At 36.0% G+C, this 16,996-nt stretch carries 12 protein-coding genes; 3 read left to right on the forward strand and 9 right to left on the reverse strand.

Annotated elements, in window-relative coordinates:
- Positions 1-429 precede the first annotated feature (429 nt).
- The 3 genes from FEZ18_RS08735 to FEZ18_RS08745 are packed head-to-tail and all read left to right on the forward strand — an operon-like array spanning position 430 to position 3,707.
- Positions 430-2,688: a heavy metal translocating P-type ATPase gene (locus FEZ18_RS08735; RefSeq protein ID WP_153267954.1), complete on the forward strand. Its 2,259-nt coding sequence runs from the start codon at positions 430-432 to the stop codon at positions 2,686-2,688.
- 20 nt (positions 2,689-2,708) lie between these two features.
- Positions 2,709-2,921 (forward strand): heavy-metal-associated domain-containing protein, encoded by a 213-nt coding sequence (locus FEZ18_RS08740; protein WP_027884418.1) that lies wholly within the window; start codon positions 2,709-2,711, stop codon positions 2,919-2,921.
- A 12-nt stretch (positions 2,922-2,933) separates the two neighbouring features.
- Positions 2,934-3,707: a zinc-dependent peptidase gene (locus tag FEZ18_RS08745; RefSeq protein ID WP_153267955.1), complete on the forward strand. Its 774-nt coding sequence runs from the start codon at positions 2,934-2,936 to the stop codon at positions 3,705-3,707.
- Positions 3,708-3,824: 117 nt separating this feature from the next.
- Here FEZ18_RS08745 and FEZ18_RS08750 read toward each other — a convergent pair whose 3' ends face one another.
- The 9 genes from FEZ18_RS08750 to FEZ18_RS14915 form a co-directional block, all read right to left on the reverse strand.
- On the reverse strand, positions 3,825-4,604 hold the full coding sequence (locus FEZ18_RS08750; protein WP_092205751.1) for a hypothetical protein: 780 nt from the start codon (positions 4,602-4,604) through the stop codon (positions 3,825-3,827).
- A 3-nt stretch (positions 4,605-4,607) separates the two neighbouring features.
- Complete coding sequence (locus FEZ18_RS08755) at positions 4,608-5,513, reverse strand: hypothetical protein (RefSeq protein ID WP_228122692.1); 906 nt, start codon at positions 5,511-5,513, stop codon at positions 4,608-4,610.
- Positions 5,514-5,604: 91 nt separating this feature from the next.
- On the reverse strand, positions 5,605-6,819 hold the full coding sequence (locus tag FEZ18_RS08760; protein ID WP_153267956.1) for a site-specific integrase: 1,215 nt from the start codon (positions 6,817-6,819) through the stop codon (positions 5,605-5,607).
- Between the two features lie 801 nt (positions 6,820-7,620).
- The gene (locus FEZ18_RS08765; protein WP_153267957.1) at positions 7,621-9,600 is read right to left on the reverse strand and encodes a putative porin; all 1,980 of its coding nucleotides are present in this window, start codon (positions 9,598-9,600) and stop codon (positions 7,621-7,623) included.
- 145 nt (positions 9,601-9,745) lie between these two features.
- A complete protein-coding gene (locus FEZ18_RS08770) occupies positions 9,746-11,098 on the reverse strand; it encodes a DUF4302 domain-containing protein (protein WP_153267958.1) in 1,353 nt (450 codons plus the stop codon).
- A 6-nt stretch (positions 11,099-11,104) separates the two neighbouring features.
- A complete protein-coding gene (locus FEZ18_RS08775) occupies positions 11,105-11,959 on the reverse strand; it encodes a putative zinc-binding metallopeptidase (RefSeq protein ID WP_153267959.1) in 855 nt (284 codons plus the stop codon).
- 22 nt (positions 11,960-11,981) lie between these two features.
- Entirely contained in the window at positions 11,982-13,487 is a 1,506-nt protein-coding gene (locus FEZ18_RS08780) for a RagB/SusD family nutrient uptake outer membrane protein (protein WP_153267960.1), read from the reverse strand.
- Positions 13,488-13,498: 11 nt separating this feature from the next.
- Complete coding sequence (locus FEZ18_RS08785; RefSeq protein ID WP_317164461.1) at positions 13,499-16,378, reverse strand: SusC/RagA family TonB-linked outer membrane protein; 2,880 nt, start codon at positions 16,376-16,378, stop codon at positions 13,499-13,501.
- Positions 16,379-16,867 (reverse strand): carboxypeptidase-like regulatory domain-containing protein, encoded by a 489-nt coding sequence (locus FEZ18_RS14915; RefSeq protein ID WP_317164432.1) that lies wholly within the window; start codon positions 16,865-16,867, stop codon positions 16,379-16,381.
- Between the last annotated feature and the right edge of the window lie 129 nt (positions 16,868-16,996).

The raw sequence follows: 16,996 nt of genomic DNA on the forward strand, positions 1-16,996 counted from the left end.
ATTTTGTGCTAAAAGGGAATATTCATAAGCATTGATTAACTGCGAGAATATAATTTTTGGGGTTACAGCAGATGAAGTGGAAGTGGTTGATTGGTTGGTTGGTTCATAGCAAAAATGATATTCTATGTTAGAAAATAGACGAAATAGACGAGATAGACGAAATAAAAAAAACACTAAAGTACCGTCTGTAAAAAATAGCATTACCAAAAAAGATAAAATAATTTGGATTGGTATTCTAATCGTTGTTATCCTGTTAATCTGCTTTGTACTGTTCTTACAGTTCCTAAAGTATTTTATATCTGTTTAGATACAACGCTTTTGCAATAGATGAACCGAATTCAGCAAATTCTACAAATCATTCAGCAAATAACATAATACATTAAAGTCTTTTAATCCTGAAATTTGCAGAGTACAAATTAGAATAGGACTATGGAGACAATTAACATATTTGAAACCAAAGAGAAAAACCATAAGCAAGGAATAAAAGAATCATTCCCAGTTACAGGAATGACCTGCGCATCGTGTGCAGCGAGTGTTGAATCTGTGTTAAAACACACAGACGGTGTATTTGATGCAAGCGTAAACTTTGCGAGCAGTTCTGTTCTTGTAGAGTACGACAAAGAGTTGAGTCCTAATCAGCTTAAAAATGCACTTCGCGAAGTTGGCTATGATATTATCATTGATGCGGAGAATCCTTCGGAAGTACAACAAGAACTACAGCAAAAGCACTATCAAGACATAAAAAATCGCACTATTTGGTCAGCCATTTTAACGCTGCCCATTTTTATTCTGGGAATGTTCTTTATGGCTTGGGAACCCGGAAAATGGATATCGTTGGTGTTGACCGTTCCAGTTTTATTTTGGTTCGGTCGTAGCTTTTTTATCAATGCTTTCAAACAGGCCAAACACGGTAAGGCGAATATGGATACCTTGGTGGCCTTGAGTACCGGAATTGCATTTTTGTTTAGTGTTTTCAACACCTTTTTTCCTGAATTTTGGTTGAGTCGTGGTATCGAGCCTCACGTCTATTATGAGGCGGCTACGGTAATTATAACTTTTATTTCTTTAGGGAAACTATTGGAGGAAAAGGCAAAGTCAAATACTTCTTCGGCTATTAAAAAGCTGATGGGATTACAACCTAAAACGCTTAAAATTATTGAAAACGGGGAAGAAAAGGAAATTTCTATTTCGGCTGTTCAAGTAGGTCAGACGATATTGGTACGTCCAGGAGAGAAGATTCCTGTGGATGGAGAAGTTTCCAAAGGAAGCTCTTATGTTGATGAAAGTATGATTACGGGAGAGCCTGTTCCTGTAGAAAAAACAAAGGATGAAAAAGTTTTCGCAGGAACGGTAAACCAAAAAGGTAGTTTCCAGTTTACTGCCGAAAAAGTAGGTGGAGAAACCTTGCTGTCCCAAATCATTAAAATGGTTCAGGACGCACAAGGAAGCAAAGCGCCTGTTCAGAAACTGGTAGATAAAATTGCTGGAATATTTGTTCCTGTCGTTTTAGGTATATCTATTATTACATTTATTGTTTGGATGTCAGTTGGTGGCGAAAACGGATTTTCTCAAGCTTTATTGACTTCTGTAGCTGTATTGGTAATAGCTTGTCCTTGTGCATTGGGGTTGGCGACCCCTACCGCCATAATGGTGGGTATCGGAAAAGGTGCTGAAAATAATATTCTTATAAAAGATGCCGAAAGTTTAGAACTCGGTTATAAAGTGAATGCTGTCATTCTTGATAAAACTGGCACAATTACGGAAGGAAAACCTTTAGTAACTGATATATTTTGGAGGGATAAACTTGAAGATCAAAATCAATACAAGCAAATTCTTTTGGCAATAGAAGCACAATCAGAACACCCTTTGGCAGAAGCGGTAGTCAATCACTTAAAGGATGAGAATATTGGAAAAGCTGAAATGACTTCTTTTGAAAGCATTACAGGCAAAGGTGTAAAAGCTCAAACAGAAAATGGTTCACAATACTATGTTGGAAATCATAAACTAATGCTTGAGAAAAATATTCAAATCGATACTTCCTTGATGCAAACAGCAGAAAGTCTTGAAGAGCAATCGAAAACAGTCATTTTCCTTGGCAATGAAAAAGAGGTGTTGGCGATACTCGCTATTGCAGACAAGATTAAGGAAACTTCAAAAAAGGCCATAGCAACGCTTCAAGAAAGAGGCATCGAAGTCTTTATGCTCACGGGAGATAACAATAAAACAGCATCTGCTGTAGCAAATCAAGTAGGAATAACAAATTACCAAGGCGAAGTAATGCCTTCGGACAAAGCGGCTTTTGTTGAAAAATTACAGACGGATGGAAAGATAGTAGCAATGGTGGGCGATGGTATCAACGATTCGCACGCCCTGGCGCAAGCCAATGTGAGTATTGCTATGGGCAAAGGTTCGGATATCGCAATGGATGTAGCAAAAATGACCTTGATAACATCAGATTTACAATCTATCCCAAAAGCATTGGAACTATCGAAAAGAACGGTGTTGGGCATACGTCAGAACTTATTCTGGGCATTTATTTACAACATTATTGGCATTCCAATTGCAGCGGGAGTTCTTTATCCTGTAAATGGGTTTTTGTTGGATCCGATGATTGCAGGTGCAGCAATGGCATTCAGTAGTGTATCCGTAGTTGCAAATAGCTTAAGACTTAAACGAGTAAAACTTTAATAATAAATAAATTCAATACTATGAAAACTTTAAAATTTAAAACAAATATCAATTGTGGTGGGTGCGTATCAAAAGTCACCCCTTTTTTAAACAAACAAGAAGGTGTAGAAAGTTGGGAAGTAGATACCGCCAATCCTAATAAAATCTTAACCATTGAAAGCGATGGTGTAACCGAAGAAGATGTAAAGGCGACTTTGCAAAAAGTGGGATTTAAGGCCGAACCTGTAGATTAATACGTTTTTAATATGGCTTATATTTTTATTTCGGTTGTGATTGTTCTTTTTGCTGTTCATTTTTATAGAAAAGCAAAACGTCATAGTGTAAAGCCATTTCCAGAACATTGGCATAAATTATTGACGGATAATGTGCTGTTTTATAGAAATCTATCAAAAGACGCACAGCTAATTTTTCAGCAAAAAATGATGCTATTTTTAAGTGAGGTCTATATCGATGCTGTGCAGTTTGAACTGGAAGAGTTGGATAAGGTTTTAATTGCAGCAAGTGCCGTCATTCCAGTTTTTGGCTTCAAGGAATGGCACTACACAAATTTAAGTGGCATCCTTTTATATCCTGATAATTTTAATGAGGATATGCAATTTAGCAGTAAGGATAACTCACGGAATATTGGTGGAATAGTTGGAAATGGAAGGTTCGAGAAACAGATGATACTTTCCAAGAAAGCATTGTACCACGGCTTTAAAAATACAACCGATAAAAGCAATACTGGCATACACGAATTTGTGCACCTTATAGATAAGCTCGATGATAGAACGGATGGGGTACCAGAACGATTATTGCAGCACCAATATGCGATACCGTGGTTAAACCTAATCCATAAAGAAATGGAAGCGATTAACGATAACCATTCCGATATTCGTAAATATGGCGGTACAAACCAAGCGGAATTTTTTGCGGTTGCGTCAGAGTATTTTTTTGAGCGTCCAGACTTGTTAAAAAAGAAACATCCGGAACTTTATGGGATGTTGGTGGAATGTTTTAGGCAAGAACCGAGCACTTGATAAAATGAATCAGGCAAACTATAGAGACTTCAGTTTACAATCTCGTGTAATGTGCTCAAACGTTAGTTTACTATGATGTCGGCATATCCCGCAAGTTCCTTTACGTTTCAAATTATCTTATGAATCCAGTTTTTTGATTTTATCAGTTAGTTCTTCAGGTTGTAAAACTGGTATTGCTTCACGCTCTACACGCAATCCTAATCCTTTGGTCTGATTTATATGGTTCGTAGTAAATTGATTAATGTGGACGTAAATAATTCCAATATCATCACTCATTCGGGTTTGCCAGTCAAAACCATACAATTCTTTTAGCCATTTTGAAGTAGTAGTTCTGAATATAACATTGGGGTTTTTGTAATGCCGACCATCATCCAATAGTATGATTAGCAGATAAACCCTGTTGAATCCAATTTTGGTATATCCATTTGCCTGAATAGTTCCCTTTTTTTGAACGCTTGTAATCTTGTTTATCTTTGGTGGTTGATTTTCAAGCGATTCGGTTTTTACTATTTTACATTCTATTCCAACCGCATTTTGTTCCTTTCCTTGCTCATACAGAAGAATGTCAATATCCCCAGGCATTTTGTTTGGGATTGTGATAGGTTCTTTAACGCCACAATGGTATTTCACCGAATTTGATGATGGAAATACATTGCTAAATAACATCCTTTTGAAATCTCGATTTCCCATAAGCCAATTAACAGCTTGGTCTTCACTATCAAAAGTTCTGGTAACACTTACATCTGGCTTGGGATTGTTTACGAAAAATGAAATGGTCGAAGAACCATCAAGAGGTTGTCTGTCCGAAAACACATATTCTGTTACCTCATATTCCAGTGGTGGTTCTTTTCGGAAAAATTGAACTATTCTATTTTTAATGTCTGCCCATATTCCCATACGTTAAAATGGAAATATTTGGTCAGTAAATTGTTTAAATATGTCGCTGGCCAAAGTTTTGTCAAAGGCTTTGGCTGCGACCAAATCGCCAAGTTTTGATTTTAATAACTGACCAAACGATTTTTTGCTTAGATGCGGAATGTCATTGCGCAACTCATCAAACTCATCGAAGATGATTTGTTGACCATATCCTGATTTTTTAATCTCGGATAATATCTCTTTCAAAAGTTCTTTTAATTCTTCATCAGAATCACTAATTTTTGAGTAGTCGGGTACCTGTGCTTTTCTGGCTTGTTCAATGGCATACTTTCCCTCAAGTTTTAGTTTGGCATTTACCTCACGACCATTCATAGTCTCAATAAGGCCTCGTTCTTCAAGCATTCTACCATAGTCCCAATCTTCGCTACGCCCACCTAACTTTAGGCCGTTACCTTCAAGAATCCACTTAATAGAATAGTATTTCCCATCATTATACAGTTCATATAGTTTAGAAAGTATAAGATCAAGAATGCCTTCGGTATCAAGGTTTTTACGCTCTTCTAAATCAATGTCATCAGCTCGCACAATAGCATCTGAAATGAATAATATTTTTAAATAGTAATCAAGCCCATTAATTTCATCTTTAATGGTTTGAATAGTGTTTTTGACTCTTTGGTCGATACCTAATTTCATTCCGAAATTATATCCTTGTTGAGCCTTAAACTCGTATGCAAAATTGGTGTGTTCAGGGTCAAAAGAAGCCTTTACATAACTGATTACATCGCTTTCCCACGATTGTTTTTCCTCTTTCAATTCATTTAATAAATCCTCAGTTCTTGCTGCTTTATATTTTTTAATAAGCGCATTTCCTTCGGACTGAAAATTTTCAAGACTACTTTTAAATTCAGTCCATTTAACCTTTAACACCATAAACATAAAATTATGTTGGTAAAGGTAAGGGAATGGCAATTGAATATGTTGAAATATGACTTTAAAATATTTGCAGATGGCTGATAATAGTTCAAAAATTTACCACACTATCCAAAGCATCATCTGCTTCTTTGTGAATAAAATTAGCTTGATAGTTCAATGTGGTTTTTAAATCGCTATGACGATACAATTTTTGCAGCATAAAGGGATGGATGGTATCACCAGCAATATTGCCAAAGGTATGCCTCGCAATATGCATTGTAATTTTCTTATCAATTTTCGCCTTTTTAGCTATAGATTTTAAGTTGTCATTAAATTTCTTGGTAGCTGTCTTTCTCTTGTTATAGACATCTTTTGCATCATCGAGATTCGCTTTTTTCAATTCGGGAAAAACAAAATCGGTTGCACATCTTTTGTCTTCTTTGTAATAATCTAAAATTTTGAAAACCTTATCTGGAATTTTTAATGATAGTAATTTTGAGTTTTTGTTCATTCTATAATGCAACCTTTTGTCGTATATGTCAGACCACTTTGTCCACAATACATCGGTAACTCGCATTCCGGCAAAATTAAAACTAAAGAGCCAGACATTTCGAGTGTGTATTTCACTCAAAGTTAAATTCTCAAGAGCTTCTATGGCTCTTACTTCAATAATATTCAACCCGACTTTGCTTGTTTCTGGAAACTTAATTTTAATCTTGTCACCACCAAAAGGATATAATTCCCTACTAACTATTTTGAGCTTAATAGCTCTGTTGAACAACAACCTAATGAGGACTAAGATGTTCATTACTGATGTTTCTGAAAGTTCGTGTTTGGCTTTCAAATATATCATCAGCTTTTTTAGGAAGCGTTCGTTAATTTCCTGAAAAGCCAACTGTTTTGATTTATTAAACTTTATGATATAGCTAACCAAAGCACTATCCGTAGATAAGCGGTTTAATTTTTCGGCGATTTCCAATTCGTCCAGATGCTCTTGTGCTAGTTCAAAAAAGGTAGAAGTATTACCCAATGCGTATAGCTCTTTTTTGATTTGGTTTGCAGAAGCATCTTTGTGTTCTGATTGCAAATCAATAAGTGCTTTATTGGCATCAGAAAGTTCTTGTGACAACAACTTGTTTAAACTGTCCGCGTTTGGATTTGATTTTTTTACTCGAATGTTTTTTTCGTCCCAATCCTCTAAGTCGATATAATGACCGACATATTGATATGTTGAGCGACGATTTTTTGTGATACGAATAGCTAGTGGATATAGACCTTTACTGTTCGGTTTTTTGCGTAGTACTATTTTTGCATTTGATGACATAATTGACCTGTTTTGAGTACGAAAGTCAAATCAGGTACAACATAGGTACAACATTCCATTTTGAATGTATTCCTTTACCTAGGAACACCATAAAGATACGAAATTATTGTTCTTTTCAGGTACAACATAGGTACAACAAATGTTGAAATCAATTGATATTAGATGATATTAAAGAAAATGCAGAAACATATAATCAATTGAAAATGAATGACTTTGATGTAATTTGGTGCAATATACGCTAGACTTAGGATCTAGTGCCGCGAGGTGTGGGAGTTCGAGTCTCCCCGCCCGCACAAAAAGTCAAAGAGTTTTCTTTGGCTTTTTTAGTTTAATAAAGTGTCGTGGCTTTCACCTTGTTTAAGCATTATAATCTATAAAGGTTAATATTTAATCATCGGTTTTTCGTACTGGACTAAACAAACAACTTACTCGTTAAACGAAATTGTACAATTCCTTTCCACAAACTCTCGTGCGAAATTAACCATGTCATGTTACCTATAGTTCGTTTACTCACATTTTTCTATTTTATAAATAGGTGTTCATGATGTGCTTCGCAGTTCTTTTTCGCCCATATTTCGGAATAAAGAAAAACCATAACTTTGGCTATGCTTTGATTTTAGCTCACGCCCATATTACAGTAAAATAACGAGTTCGTGAATCTGCCATTTCTATCTCATTTGAACAAAAAAAAGAATTCAAATTAACAAGACAACATGTCAAAATTAAATTGGTATAATACTTTTATTTATTACGTTGAGTGGTATGGAAGCTAAAGAATTTAATACGGCTTATAAGGCTTAACTACATAAAGAAATTCCAAACGATACCAAAACGTACAGTAAAATCGCGGTATGGATTGTTTGGCGCCGAGAAATAATTGTATCCTGTGAAAGAAGAATTAAAATGTTCTGCTTTTAAATAGATTCTTGTTTGGCGTACTTTGGCGTTTATAAAGAAATCTAATCTCGGGAAATTACCATATTTTTTATCGGTTTGAACATAAAATTCTGCCAATAACGGGTCGTAGGCATTCATATTATATTCTGTAAAATAATTAAAGGTTATACCAGTTTGTAAGAACATGGCTTTCTTAAACACATGGTTGGAATAATATAAGGTGTTACGGGTTGTAAATTGAGGTACGTTTAATACTTGGTTATCGTCTTGTGTGTTTTGGTAGAGTATGGTGTTATGTAATGCGAATTTACCAAACTTTATTTCTTTGTCTAATTTAACCCGTAAATAGCTTATAGATGTATTATTTTGGAAGGCTTTTAATGGTATGAAATCACCATCAGCAATACCAGTACTGTCTCTTTTAAAATAGGTGTAATCGTTTATTGTGGTATAATCGACAGAGAGGTTAGCTATTTTATCGGATTTGAGTTGGAATGCTAGTTGCTGTGTTTCGGTATTATTGAAATTATTTTTCCAATTGTAATTTAAATGATTGCTTTGGTACAATAATACATTGTAATTGGGGGCTTTAGAACTGTGATTTATCGAGGCTGTTGCCGATATATCGTTATTAAGATTAAAAGTTGCATGGGCTTTTAAGAAATTACCCTCGAAATCTCCAGAAATATTTAAACCCAACTCACCTTCTAATTCGAAGTTTCTAAATTGTTTGCGGTATTTTCCTCCTGCGGCAATAATATCGCCTTTTAATCTATTGGTAATGGTATTGCCGCCCAACACAACAATCTTGTCATATCCGTAATTGTAATTGTTATGACTAATATTAAATTGAAGATTACCAATTAAGGTATTGCCGTAATTTAAATGAAATTGATTGTAAAGGTTTTCAAGTGTTACCCGATCTCTAAATGCTGAGTTAGAAAAGGCCGCCCCAAAATACGACGTGCTTACTGAAGATTGATCGTATTGATAAAATTTATCGCTTAAAGAAGCCATGTGGCCTAGGCTTAATTTATGGTTCGATAAAGAGTCTGTTTTTTTCAATAGGTGGTATTGGTGTTCTAAATGAAACCGTTTTCCTTTTAAAACACTCTCGGCATTTTCAAAATTCACTTCTAAAACCGAGCGGTCTAAAAATTCTTCAATTCCATTCTCAAAAAATGGGACGTTGGAGTCTTGTAATCCGCCATTTTCTTGGTTTAGCAAATCCTGTGTTACAATATGGGCTCTTGCAATGTATCGATTATTCTTAGTTTGGTAGTTTGTTGTAAATCTAAAATTACCAGTACTTGTTAGTAGGTGTTGATATTTGCCCAGAGAACGCAGGCCTTTGTAAGCTATCGAAAAATTTAATTGTGGCGAAGTGTTAACTGTAAAAAACGAATCTGCTAATTGGCCTTGCTCGAAAGCCGTTTTGTACATAAGTTCTGTTAATGGTGTTGGTACACGGTAGTAGTAAATATCTTCTACTTCCATGTAATTAAAATGTCTAGCTCTGGCGCCAAAGCTTGGCATTAGTTTCGTGTTTTCGAAATTATAAGATAGGCTATTATAGGTTTGGCCTAAATTAGAGAAGGGCATTAAACCAAAATTGTCTTTTCGCAGGTAATTAAACTTGTATTCTTTTTGTATGGTAAGCGTGGTGTCTACATAAGTGGTATCGTTTTTATGCGAGATGATGAGATAGTCTTTTATTTTGGCTTTTGTTTTTTTTGATGATGTAGACTCCCCTAACTCCCTGTCTAAAGAGTCCTGTTTGCCACTAGTATCTAAATCAGTTTTTAACTGGCGCTGAGGAAGCGTTTGTCCAATTAATTTTGTAGATAAGGTTATAAAAAGGAAAATAAAAACTAATCTCTGCATAATGATTTTTAAACGTTGCAAATGTAAAACAATATATCATAACGATATAATTTGATAAAATATTTGAAGTAAGAATAAAAAGCTCAAGTAAAATTAAATTTTACTTGAGCTTTTTAACTATTTCATAAGTTAGGAGATTAAAAGGTTAAAATGTCCAGTAATCGATTTTATAAGATGGGTTATCGGCATTTATTAAACTAAACGTTCTATTTGAGAAATTCTGATAAGTCCCAGAGTTTACTGTATAGTACCCAGTAGATGAAAGGATAAATACATCTAGCAAGGGTTGCAAAAGATCTGTAAAAAAGCCTGGTGCGTTAGTAGCTCCGGTGAGGCTAAATATTACAATCCCGGTGTTTTCATCGTAAGTGAAATCAAGATCGTAGAAAACGTTTCCGTAGTTCGTTCTAATATCGATATAGGGAATACCACCAGTATTTAATTCCCAAAGAATTATGTTTGTAATTTCAAGACCAGGCAAAGTTGGGTTTGCGGCGAGATTGGTGGTGTAATTTTCATAAAAGTTGTTAAATGGCGCACTGTGTTTAAACATTTCTGCGAGATTAAATACGGCAACTTCATGGGCCGTTCCAAAATCGTAAGAGTCTAAAGGGACGACGGGTACATTGCCATAACCTATTTTAACCTTTATATTATTGACTTCTGCGATATAATCTGATCCTGAAGTTTGGTCTAGTACGAAATCTTCTATTTTAGTTTCACCTAGATCCAGAGCAGGGCTAATTGTAAAACCTTCCTCAGTAAAGGCTAGTCCAAAATTAAGATCAGAAATAGAGCCATCATCATTTATGGTGAATGGGTTTGCAAAAAGTCTAAAACCATCGTAATTAAGAGAGTATTCTTTTATATTTCCCGTACCGTCATCAATTCTCATAAACGGAAAAGATGTAACCGCACTTGAATTTACAAAGCTATCTCGGTTTTGTAAAGACGCTTCTACACTGGCAATACTCTCGGTTTCAAAGTTAGAAAAGTTGGTTGGAGTAAGTATTAAGGTTGCGGTATCTCTGTTTCTAGCATCTTTAAAAATTAACTTTCCATCTTCATTTGCGAAAAGCTGAAATACTGATGTGCCTTTAAAACCCGTACCTATTAGGCCAGGTAAGTCTGGGTTGCTTACTTTTTGTATGTGATTTCTTGTGGTGAAAACCAATTCTGTCGTGGTGCCGAGTCTAACCTCATACGACGAGGATTCAATGGCTGTATTGGCATCAAAATCTGAAGTCATTGCTACGGTACCATCGGCAGCGAAATTCATAAAAAATGTAAAGCCGCCAAACTCATCGTTTTTGGTAAAGTAAACTGCTTTAAAGCCGTTTTGCTGAGCTAAAAGAGCGTTTAGTAATTCGCTATTTCCTTGTGCAATTCGGTCTGCTGGTGAGTCTGCAAAAACTTCGTCTACATTGTCATCATTACACGAAGCGAGCGACAGGAATAAGAAACAGATAAACCAATAATTGTTATATATTTTTTTCATAATTTTTTAATTTACTAGTTGTTGAGTAGCTTCATGAGTTAAGGCTTGAAGTTCGTAAAGATCTATGCCAAAATTTGTTTGGTAGTATTCTACCACAAGCGATTCTTTAAGCCTAATTATTTCTCTAGCCCTATCGCTGGTAATGCCGTCTACAATAGCATCGAATTCTTGTTTGGAGTTGGTAAGCATTTCTGAAACCATTTCAACAAAGTCTTCACCTTCTTGGCTTGAGCCATAAGCGGTGATAAAACCCAACTCTCTGGCCTCTTCATTGGATATGTTAAACCACTGTGCTGTATAATCGGCAGGGTTAATTAAGCCGTAAGAGATATCGAACGGGATATTTTGATTTAAGATATGTGCATATTCGTGATGTAATGTTTTTAAAGGCTGTTTAATACTGTTAATATTTGTAAAATCTAAAAAATCGATGTTAAACAAAGTGATTTTTGTACCAGCTTCAGCCAAACCTAAGGTAATGGTTGGGCTATTGGGGTTATAGTTAAAACTGCCGACAAGTGTGAATTGACGTGGGGCAATTTTTTTAATAAAATCTGGGCCTCCTAATTGGTTATAGGGTTCTATCCAAGCTTTCTGTATGGCTTCTGCAACAGGTCTTACACTCGACTCGAAAGGAGGGTGTAAAAACCTATCGACGTCGGTGTCGTTAATATCCCATTTGTACTGTATTTCGATGTTGTAAGGCTGTACAAAATTATTTCTAAGCCATATATCTAAATTATTTAAAATTGGTGGGGTTGTATCTATTTGGCTTTCTGTAATGGAATCAGAAGAGTCGCTACACGAGGTGGTAAACATCAGCGCGAAGCAAATTAATATTATGTTTATATAGTTTTTCATGTTTCTTAGGTTTTTGGTTTAACTATCTTGGATTTTGCGGTATTCCAAAGGCTTGAGCCGCTTCGGGAATTTGTAATAATCTTCTATTGTCGCCTTTTGGTAATGTGTACGTATTCCCAAATATATCTTGATGCTCTATAACCATGTTGTGTCTTTTATTGTCGAACCATCGCAAGCCATCATTGTAAAAAATAGTTCTTTTAATGGTTAATACGGCATTGACAAAGGCTAGCGACGGTGCTGGAATTTGGTAAAATGGTGTATATAAGGTATTATCGCTAACGGCAAAAATGGTTTGTATATCTGCGGCGGTTAACGCATCTAACGCAGGATCATAAAACCGTGTTTTTACGGCATAAGATAAGTTAATATCTGAAGCGGCATTATCTAATTGTCCCAGCATAGCGTAGGCTTCTGCTCTGTTCAATAAGGCTTCATCTGTAGAGAGCAATACATAGGTTACAAAAGGGGTGCCTATGTTAGCCGCCTGATTGGTAACTTTAAAATATTCTTGAAATTTTGGGACGTTATAAAACAAATCTCCACTACCAAACACGGTATATCCCCAAGGCAGACCAATGTCGTTAGTTGTTGGAAAAATCTCGTCTCTTTTGTCATTATTCAATTGATATCGCGCAGAAAAGTGGTAGCTATTATATACCGATTCGGCAGAAACCAATAACAAGTTCGCAGGCTCGAAAGTTGCCGATGTGTACAATGCCACTTGTTGCGAATAGGATGCAGGTCTATAATTAGCCGTTTGTTGTCTTAAAACTGAGACGGGATCTGATCCTAGGGCTAAAGTACTATGATCTACTACTTTTTGCCATTCAGCCGTATTTAAATAAAATCGGGCCGCAAAAGCATGCGCTGCTTTTTTTGTAAAATGAAAGGCTGGTACATTGTAGTTATCATCAATTAGAGGTAGACCTGTTTCTATATCTGCTCTTATTTTATTGTATACATTTTCTACGGTGCCTCTTTCGTAATCGCCTAAAAGTACTGTTTCAGGTAAATCTACATAGGGAATGCCCACATCTGAAGCTGCTGTTGCAGGATTATAGGCTTTAGAGAAAATGTTAACTAACATAAAATGAGCATAAGCTCGGCAAATAAGCGCTTCTCCTTTTAAGTGGTTAAGCTCTGAGCCACCACCTAACTCTTCAATAGAAGCTAAAGCCTGATTGGCTTGTGCAATGGCTTTATATGCTCTGTTCCAGTAATATGTTGGGGTGTCGCTATCGATATTATTAAAATCTTCCCAAAAGAACATTCGAGCATTTAGGGTTGTTGCAAAATCGATACCTATGTCTGCACTCGGACCTTTATCACCAGCATTGTCTGACATGGGTTCTAAAAAAGGGACATAAGCTGCATCTGGATAGGCTCCAACTAAGAGTTCTGCTACTTTTTCGGCAGAATCTATCGTTGTTCTGTTATCTGGATTTTCGTCTAGTGTATCGCTACAAGAAGTAACCCAAAGCCCTAATGAAAGTAGTATTATTATATTATATTTTAAATTTTTCATATTTTATTTTTTTAAAATCCAACGTTAAGAGAAAAAGTGAATAATCTTGATATTGGGTAGGCAACACCACCAGATCTAAAAAATTCTGGGTCTTGACCGCCTAATTTCGAATCGGAATAGATTAAAAACGGATTGGTGCTTTGTAAACTCATTCTAACATTGGAAAGGCCTAATCTATCAATAACGGTTTTATCTAAAGAGTAACCCAATGAGATGTTTTTCATTCTTACAAATCCGCCATCGGCGACACGTTCGCTCGAGTAGTTATATGCGCTGTAAGCTCTTCTAAGTTCACCAGAACCATAAGATTGTATTAAGCTTTGTGAGGCAATTACAGGAACATTAGTCCTGTTTTCATCACCTGGTACTATCCAGCGGTTTACAAATTCTCTAGGAAAAACATCTAAATCGGTGTACTCGGAATCGTATGTTGGTGCTAGTCTAATCTTATTTCCACCTGAAAAAGAGATAAAGAAACTAAAGTCCCAATTTTTATAAGTGAAACTATTGGCTAAACCACCCGATAAATTGGGTTCTGTACCACCTTCGTACTTTAAATACTCCAAAACATTGTCGGTGTCTTGGAAGTCTATCTTATCATATGGTTTCGCTGGATCGTAATCTGGCTGTTGAGTTAAAAATTGTGGTAGTCCCCATTCGTTAAGGCCTTCAAATTGAAAAGAGAATAAGGCTCCTTTTGGATAGCCAATGGCATTGCCATTTCCGGTACCCGTCACCAAATCGAACACATTGGTTTCTTGTTTTAACGAGGTGATTTCTTGTGAGAATTTCGAGATGTTAAAGCCAGTTTTCCACCTAAAGTTTTCGGTATCTATATTAACCGTGTTTAACTGAAATTCGATACCATTGGTTGTCATTTCAGAGTTATTCCCTAACTTTAAAGACTCTCCACCTATACCTGTAGTTCTTATTAAGTCGATAAGGTCTTTACCTTTTTTAAAGTAGGCATCAAAATTCATCATCACTCTATTGTTGAATAAACCCACATCTACACCTAAGTTTAATTCTAGTGTTTTCTCCCAGGTTAATTCGGTGTTTTGTAAATCTTCAATATTGATAAAATTTTCACGGTCGTCGTTATTAAGTCTATCGGTAATTTGATTTCTAAAAACAGCTAAGTTGTTTGTGGCATTATCTGCTAACAAAGCCACTAGACCGTAACTAGGTCGAATTGCCAAACTGGAAATGATATTAGAGTTTTGAATAAAATCTTCTTTATCTACGTTCCATCTCGCTCCAATGGTGTAGGTTGGAAGCCATCTCGATTGTGAAGATTTACCAGCTCTATTCGAGCCTTCGTAGTTACCAGTAAGATTTAAAACGTATTTTCTATCATAATCGTAAGTCATATTAGCGATAAAAGCAACTTCTCGTTGTCTAGTCTCTGATGCTGAAAAATATGGATTGCCTTCTAAAATGGCCTTTTTCAAGATGTCTGGATCGGTGAAAACCGTTCCGCCTCTATCAAATTGATAGCCATATCCGGTGTTGCTACTTTGATTTCTATCAGCATAACGGTATTCTTGCCCGCCATAAATTCTTAATCCGTGTAGATTGTCTTTGAAACGTTTAGACCAATCTAAAGTATTTCTAATAGTGTAAGTGACTAAGGCATTTTTTGATGTGATTAAAATGCCTCCTACAGGTAAAACGACTCTTGGTGGCGCATTAGGTCTATCTGGGTCTGAAAACAAGAAATTATTTTGGTCTCTAACAATGGTCGTTTCATTTGATCTGTATGCTGCGGCAACATTAGAGTTTTCTGTAATGGCATGTTCGTTGTTCGATGTAGCGTAGCGAGCAGAACCTAAAAAGTTATAGGTTAAGTTATCATTAAACTTGTACTCTGCTTGAGCTTGAAATTTAATATCGGATACATTTATTTCAATGCCATTGTTAGCCAGTTCATCAACAATATTAAAAGGCGCCCAATTATAACGCGAGTATTCTAGGTTTCCGTTATTATCTTTCGGGCGTAATGCTCTACTTGTGTTAAGAGAATAACTAAAAGGATTAACATCAAAATCTCTGGTGTATGATCCATTTACCAAATCTTCCTCTCTTGAAAAAGTTCCGGGAGCTAATTGATTTCTTATAGAACCTTGTAATTGCGTGGTTATTTTTAATTTATCGTCGCTGAGATAAAATGTGTTTCTTAGATTTCCAGTAATTCTTCGTACGCGATCGGCAATGGTCCAGCCGCCATCAGTATAATATCCTAAAGAAGCATACATGGTAGAATTATCGCTACCACTAGAAAAACTTAGACCATGCGTTTGGGTTGGTGTGGTATTAAACAAGGTTTTAAACCAATTGGTATTGGCCAGCTCGTATTGTTGCAGAAAACGAGCTCTGGCTTCTGGGGTGTTTTCCAGTTCAAATTGTCCAGAGATGGGGTCGTAGTTGTTTATGGCTCTGTACATGATATTATAAATACCGCCATATCTTCCTTGAAAAGACGACGGGAGGTCTAAGAACCCTTTAGATTCCATTTCTCTATACACAGAAACGGTTTCTTGTGAATTTAACAAATCGTAGTTAGAATATCTCGGGAGATCTCTTACGGCGTATTCTGAAGTGTAATTAAAAGTGGGCTTTTGATTTTTTTTACCAGATTTAGTAGTTATAACAACAACACCATTTAATGCTCTTGCGCCGTATAATGCTGTGGCAGAGGCATCTTTAAGTATTTCGAAGCTTTCTATGTCTGATGCATTTAAGCCTGCTACTGCCGAACTTAATAAGGTGTTGGCATCGCCAGAAACCAAGTCTGCAACCGAAAGATTAACAATTTCTTCTTGAAGCACCCCATCAATAATCCAAATGGGTTTGGTGTCTCCTAAAATGGAAGACGATCCACGGATGGTAATTCAAGGTGCAGCACCAAAAGTACCAGTAACATTTTGTACGCTTACACCGGCTGCTCTGCCTTCTAGTGCTCTCGAGACATCTGCAACTCCATCTAGTTTAATATCTTCAGCTTTAATGGTTTGAGAGGCCCCAGTAAAGAGATCGCGTTGTACGTTTTGAAAACCAGTTATTACTACAGTGTCGAGACCTTCTATCTCTTCAACTAAAGTTACATTAATAATAGGTGCAGTTCCAATAGTTATTTGTTGCTCTTTCATACCAATGAAACTGAATTGCAGGATTTCGCCTGGTTCGGCATTGATGCTGTATGTACCTTCGTAATCTGATACGACACCTCTTCTTGTATCTTTAATTAGTACAGTAACACCTACTAATGGAAGACCATTAATGTCGGATATTTTTCCACTTATTCGGTTTTCTTGAGCATGCGAGGTTTGCAATGAAAACGCCATAATAAGCATTAACAGGCAGGTTGATTTTAAGTTCATATATATATTATTTGTTTTAGAAACCACTAATTTATTAAAAAAATCTTAATAAATTCTAGTTTTAGTTAAGGTAATGCTAAAAATGCGTATCATTATTTGAAGAAAAACATGTTATTGTTGCGATTGTCC

Source organism: Oceanihabitans sp. IOP_32, from assembly GCF_009498295.1.
GTDB lineage: Bacteria > Bacteroidota > Bacteroidia > Flavobacteriales > Flavobacteriaceae > Wocania > Wocania indica.

What these genes read in the sequence shown, in the direction of transcription:
- FEZ18_RS08735 (WP_153267954.1), top strand. Translation starts at nt 430, where the DNA reads ATGGAGACAATTAACATATTTGAAACCAAAGAGAAAAACCATAAGCAA.
- FEZ18_RS08765 (WP_153267957.1), bottom strand. Translation starts at nt 9,600, where the DNA reads ATGCAGAGATTAGTTTTTATTTTCCTTTTTATAACCTTATCTACAAAA.
- FEZ18_RS08755 (WP_228122692.1), bottom strand. Translation starts at nt 5,513, where the DNA reads ATGGTGTTAAAGGTTAAATGGACTGAATTTAAAAGTAGTCTTGAAAAT.
- FEZ18_RS14915 (WP_317164432.1), bottom strand. Translation starts at nt 16,867, where the DNA reads ATGAACTTAAAATCAACCTGCCTGTTAATGCTTATTATGGCGTTTTCA.
- FEZ18_RS08775 (WP_153267959.1), bottom strand. Translation starts at nt 11,959, where the DNA reads ATGAAAAACTATATAAACATAATATTAATTTGCTTCGCGCTGATGTTT.
- FEZ18_RS08745 (WP_153267955.1), top strand. Translation starts at nt 2,934, where the DNA reads ATGGCTTATATTTTTATTTCGGTTGTGATTGTTCTTTTTGCTGTTCAT.
- FEZ18_RS08750 (WP_092205751.1), bottom strand. Translation starts at nt 4,604, where the DNA reads ATGGGAATATGGGCAGACATTAAAAATAGAATAGTTCAATTTTTCCGA.
- FEZ18_RS08780 (WP_153267960.1), bottom strand. Translation starts at nt 13,487, where the DNA reads ATGAAAAATTTAAAATATAATATAATAATACTACTTTCATTAGGGCTT.
- FEZ18_RS08740 (WP_027884418.1), top strand. Translation starts at nt 2,709, where the DNA reads ATGAAAACTTTAAAATTTAAAACAAATATCAATTGTGGTGGGTGCGTA.
- FEZ18_RS08760 (WP_153267956.1), bottom strand. Translation starts at nt 6,819, where the DNA reads ATGTCATCAAATGCAAAAATAGTACTACGCAAAAAACCGAACAGTAAA.
- FEZ18_RS08770 (WP_153267958.1), bottom strand. Translation starts at nt 11,098, where the DNA reads ATGAAAAAAATATATAACAATTATTGGTTTATCTGTTTCTTATTCCTG.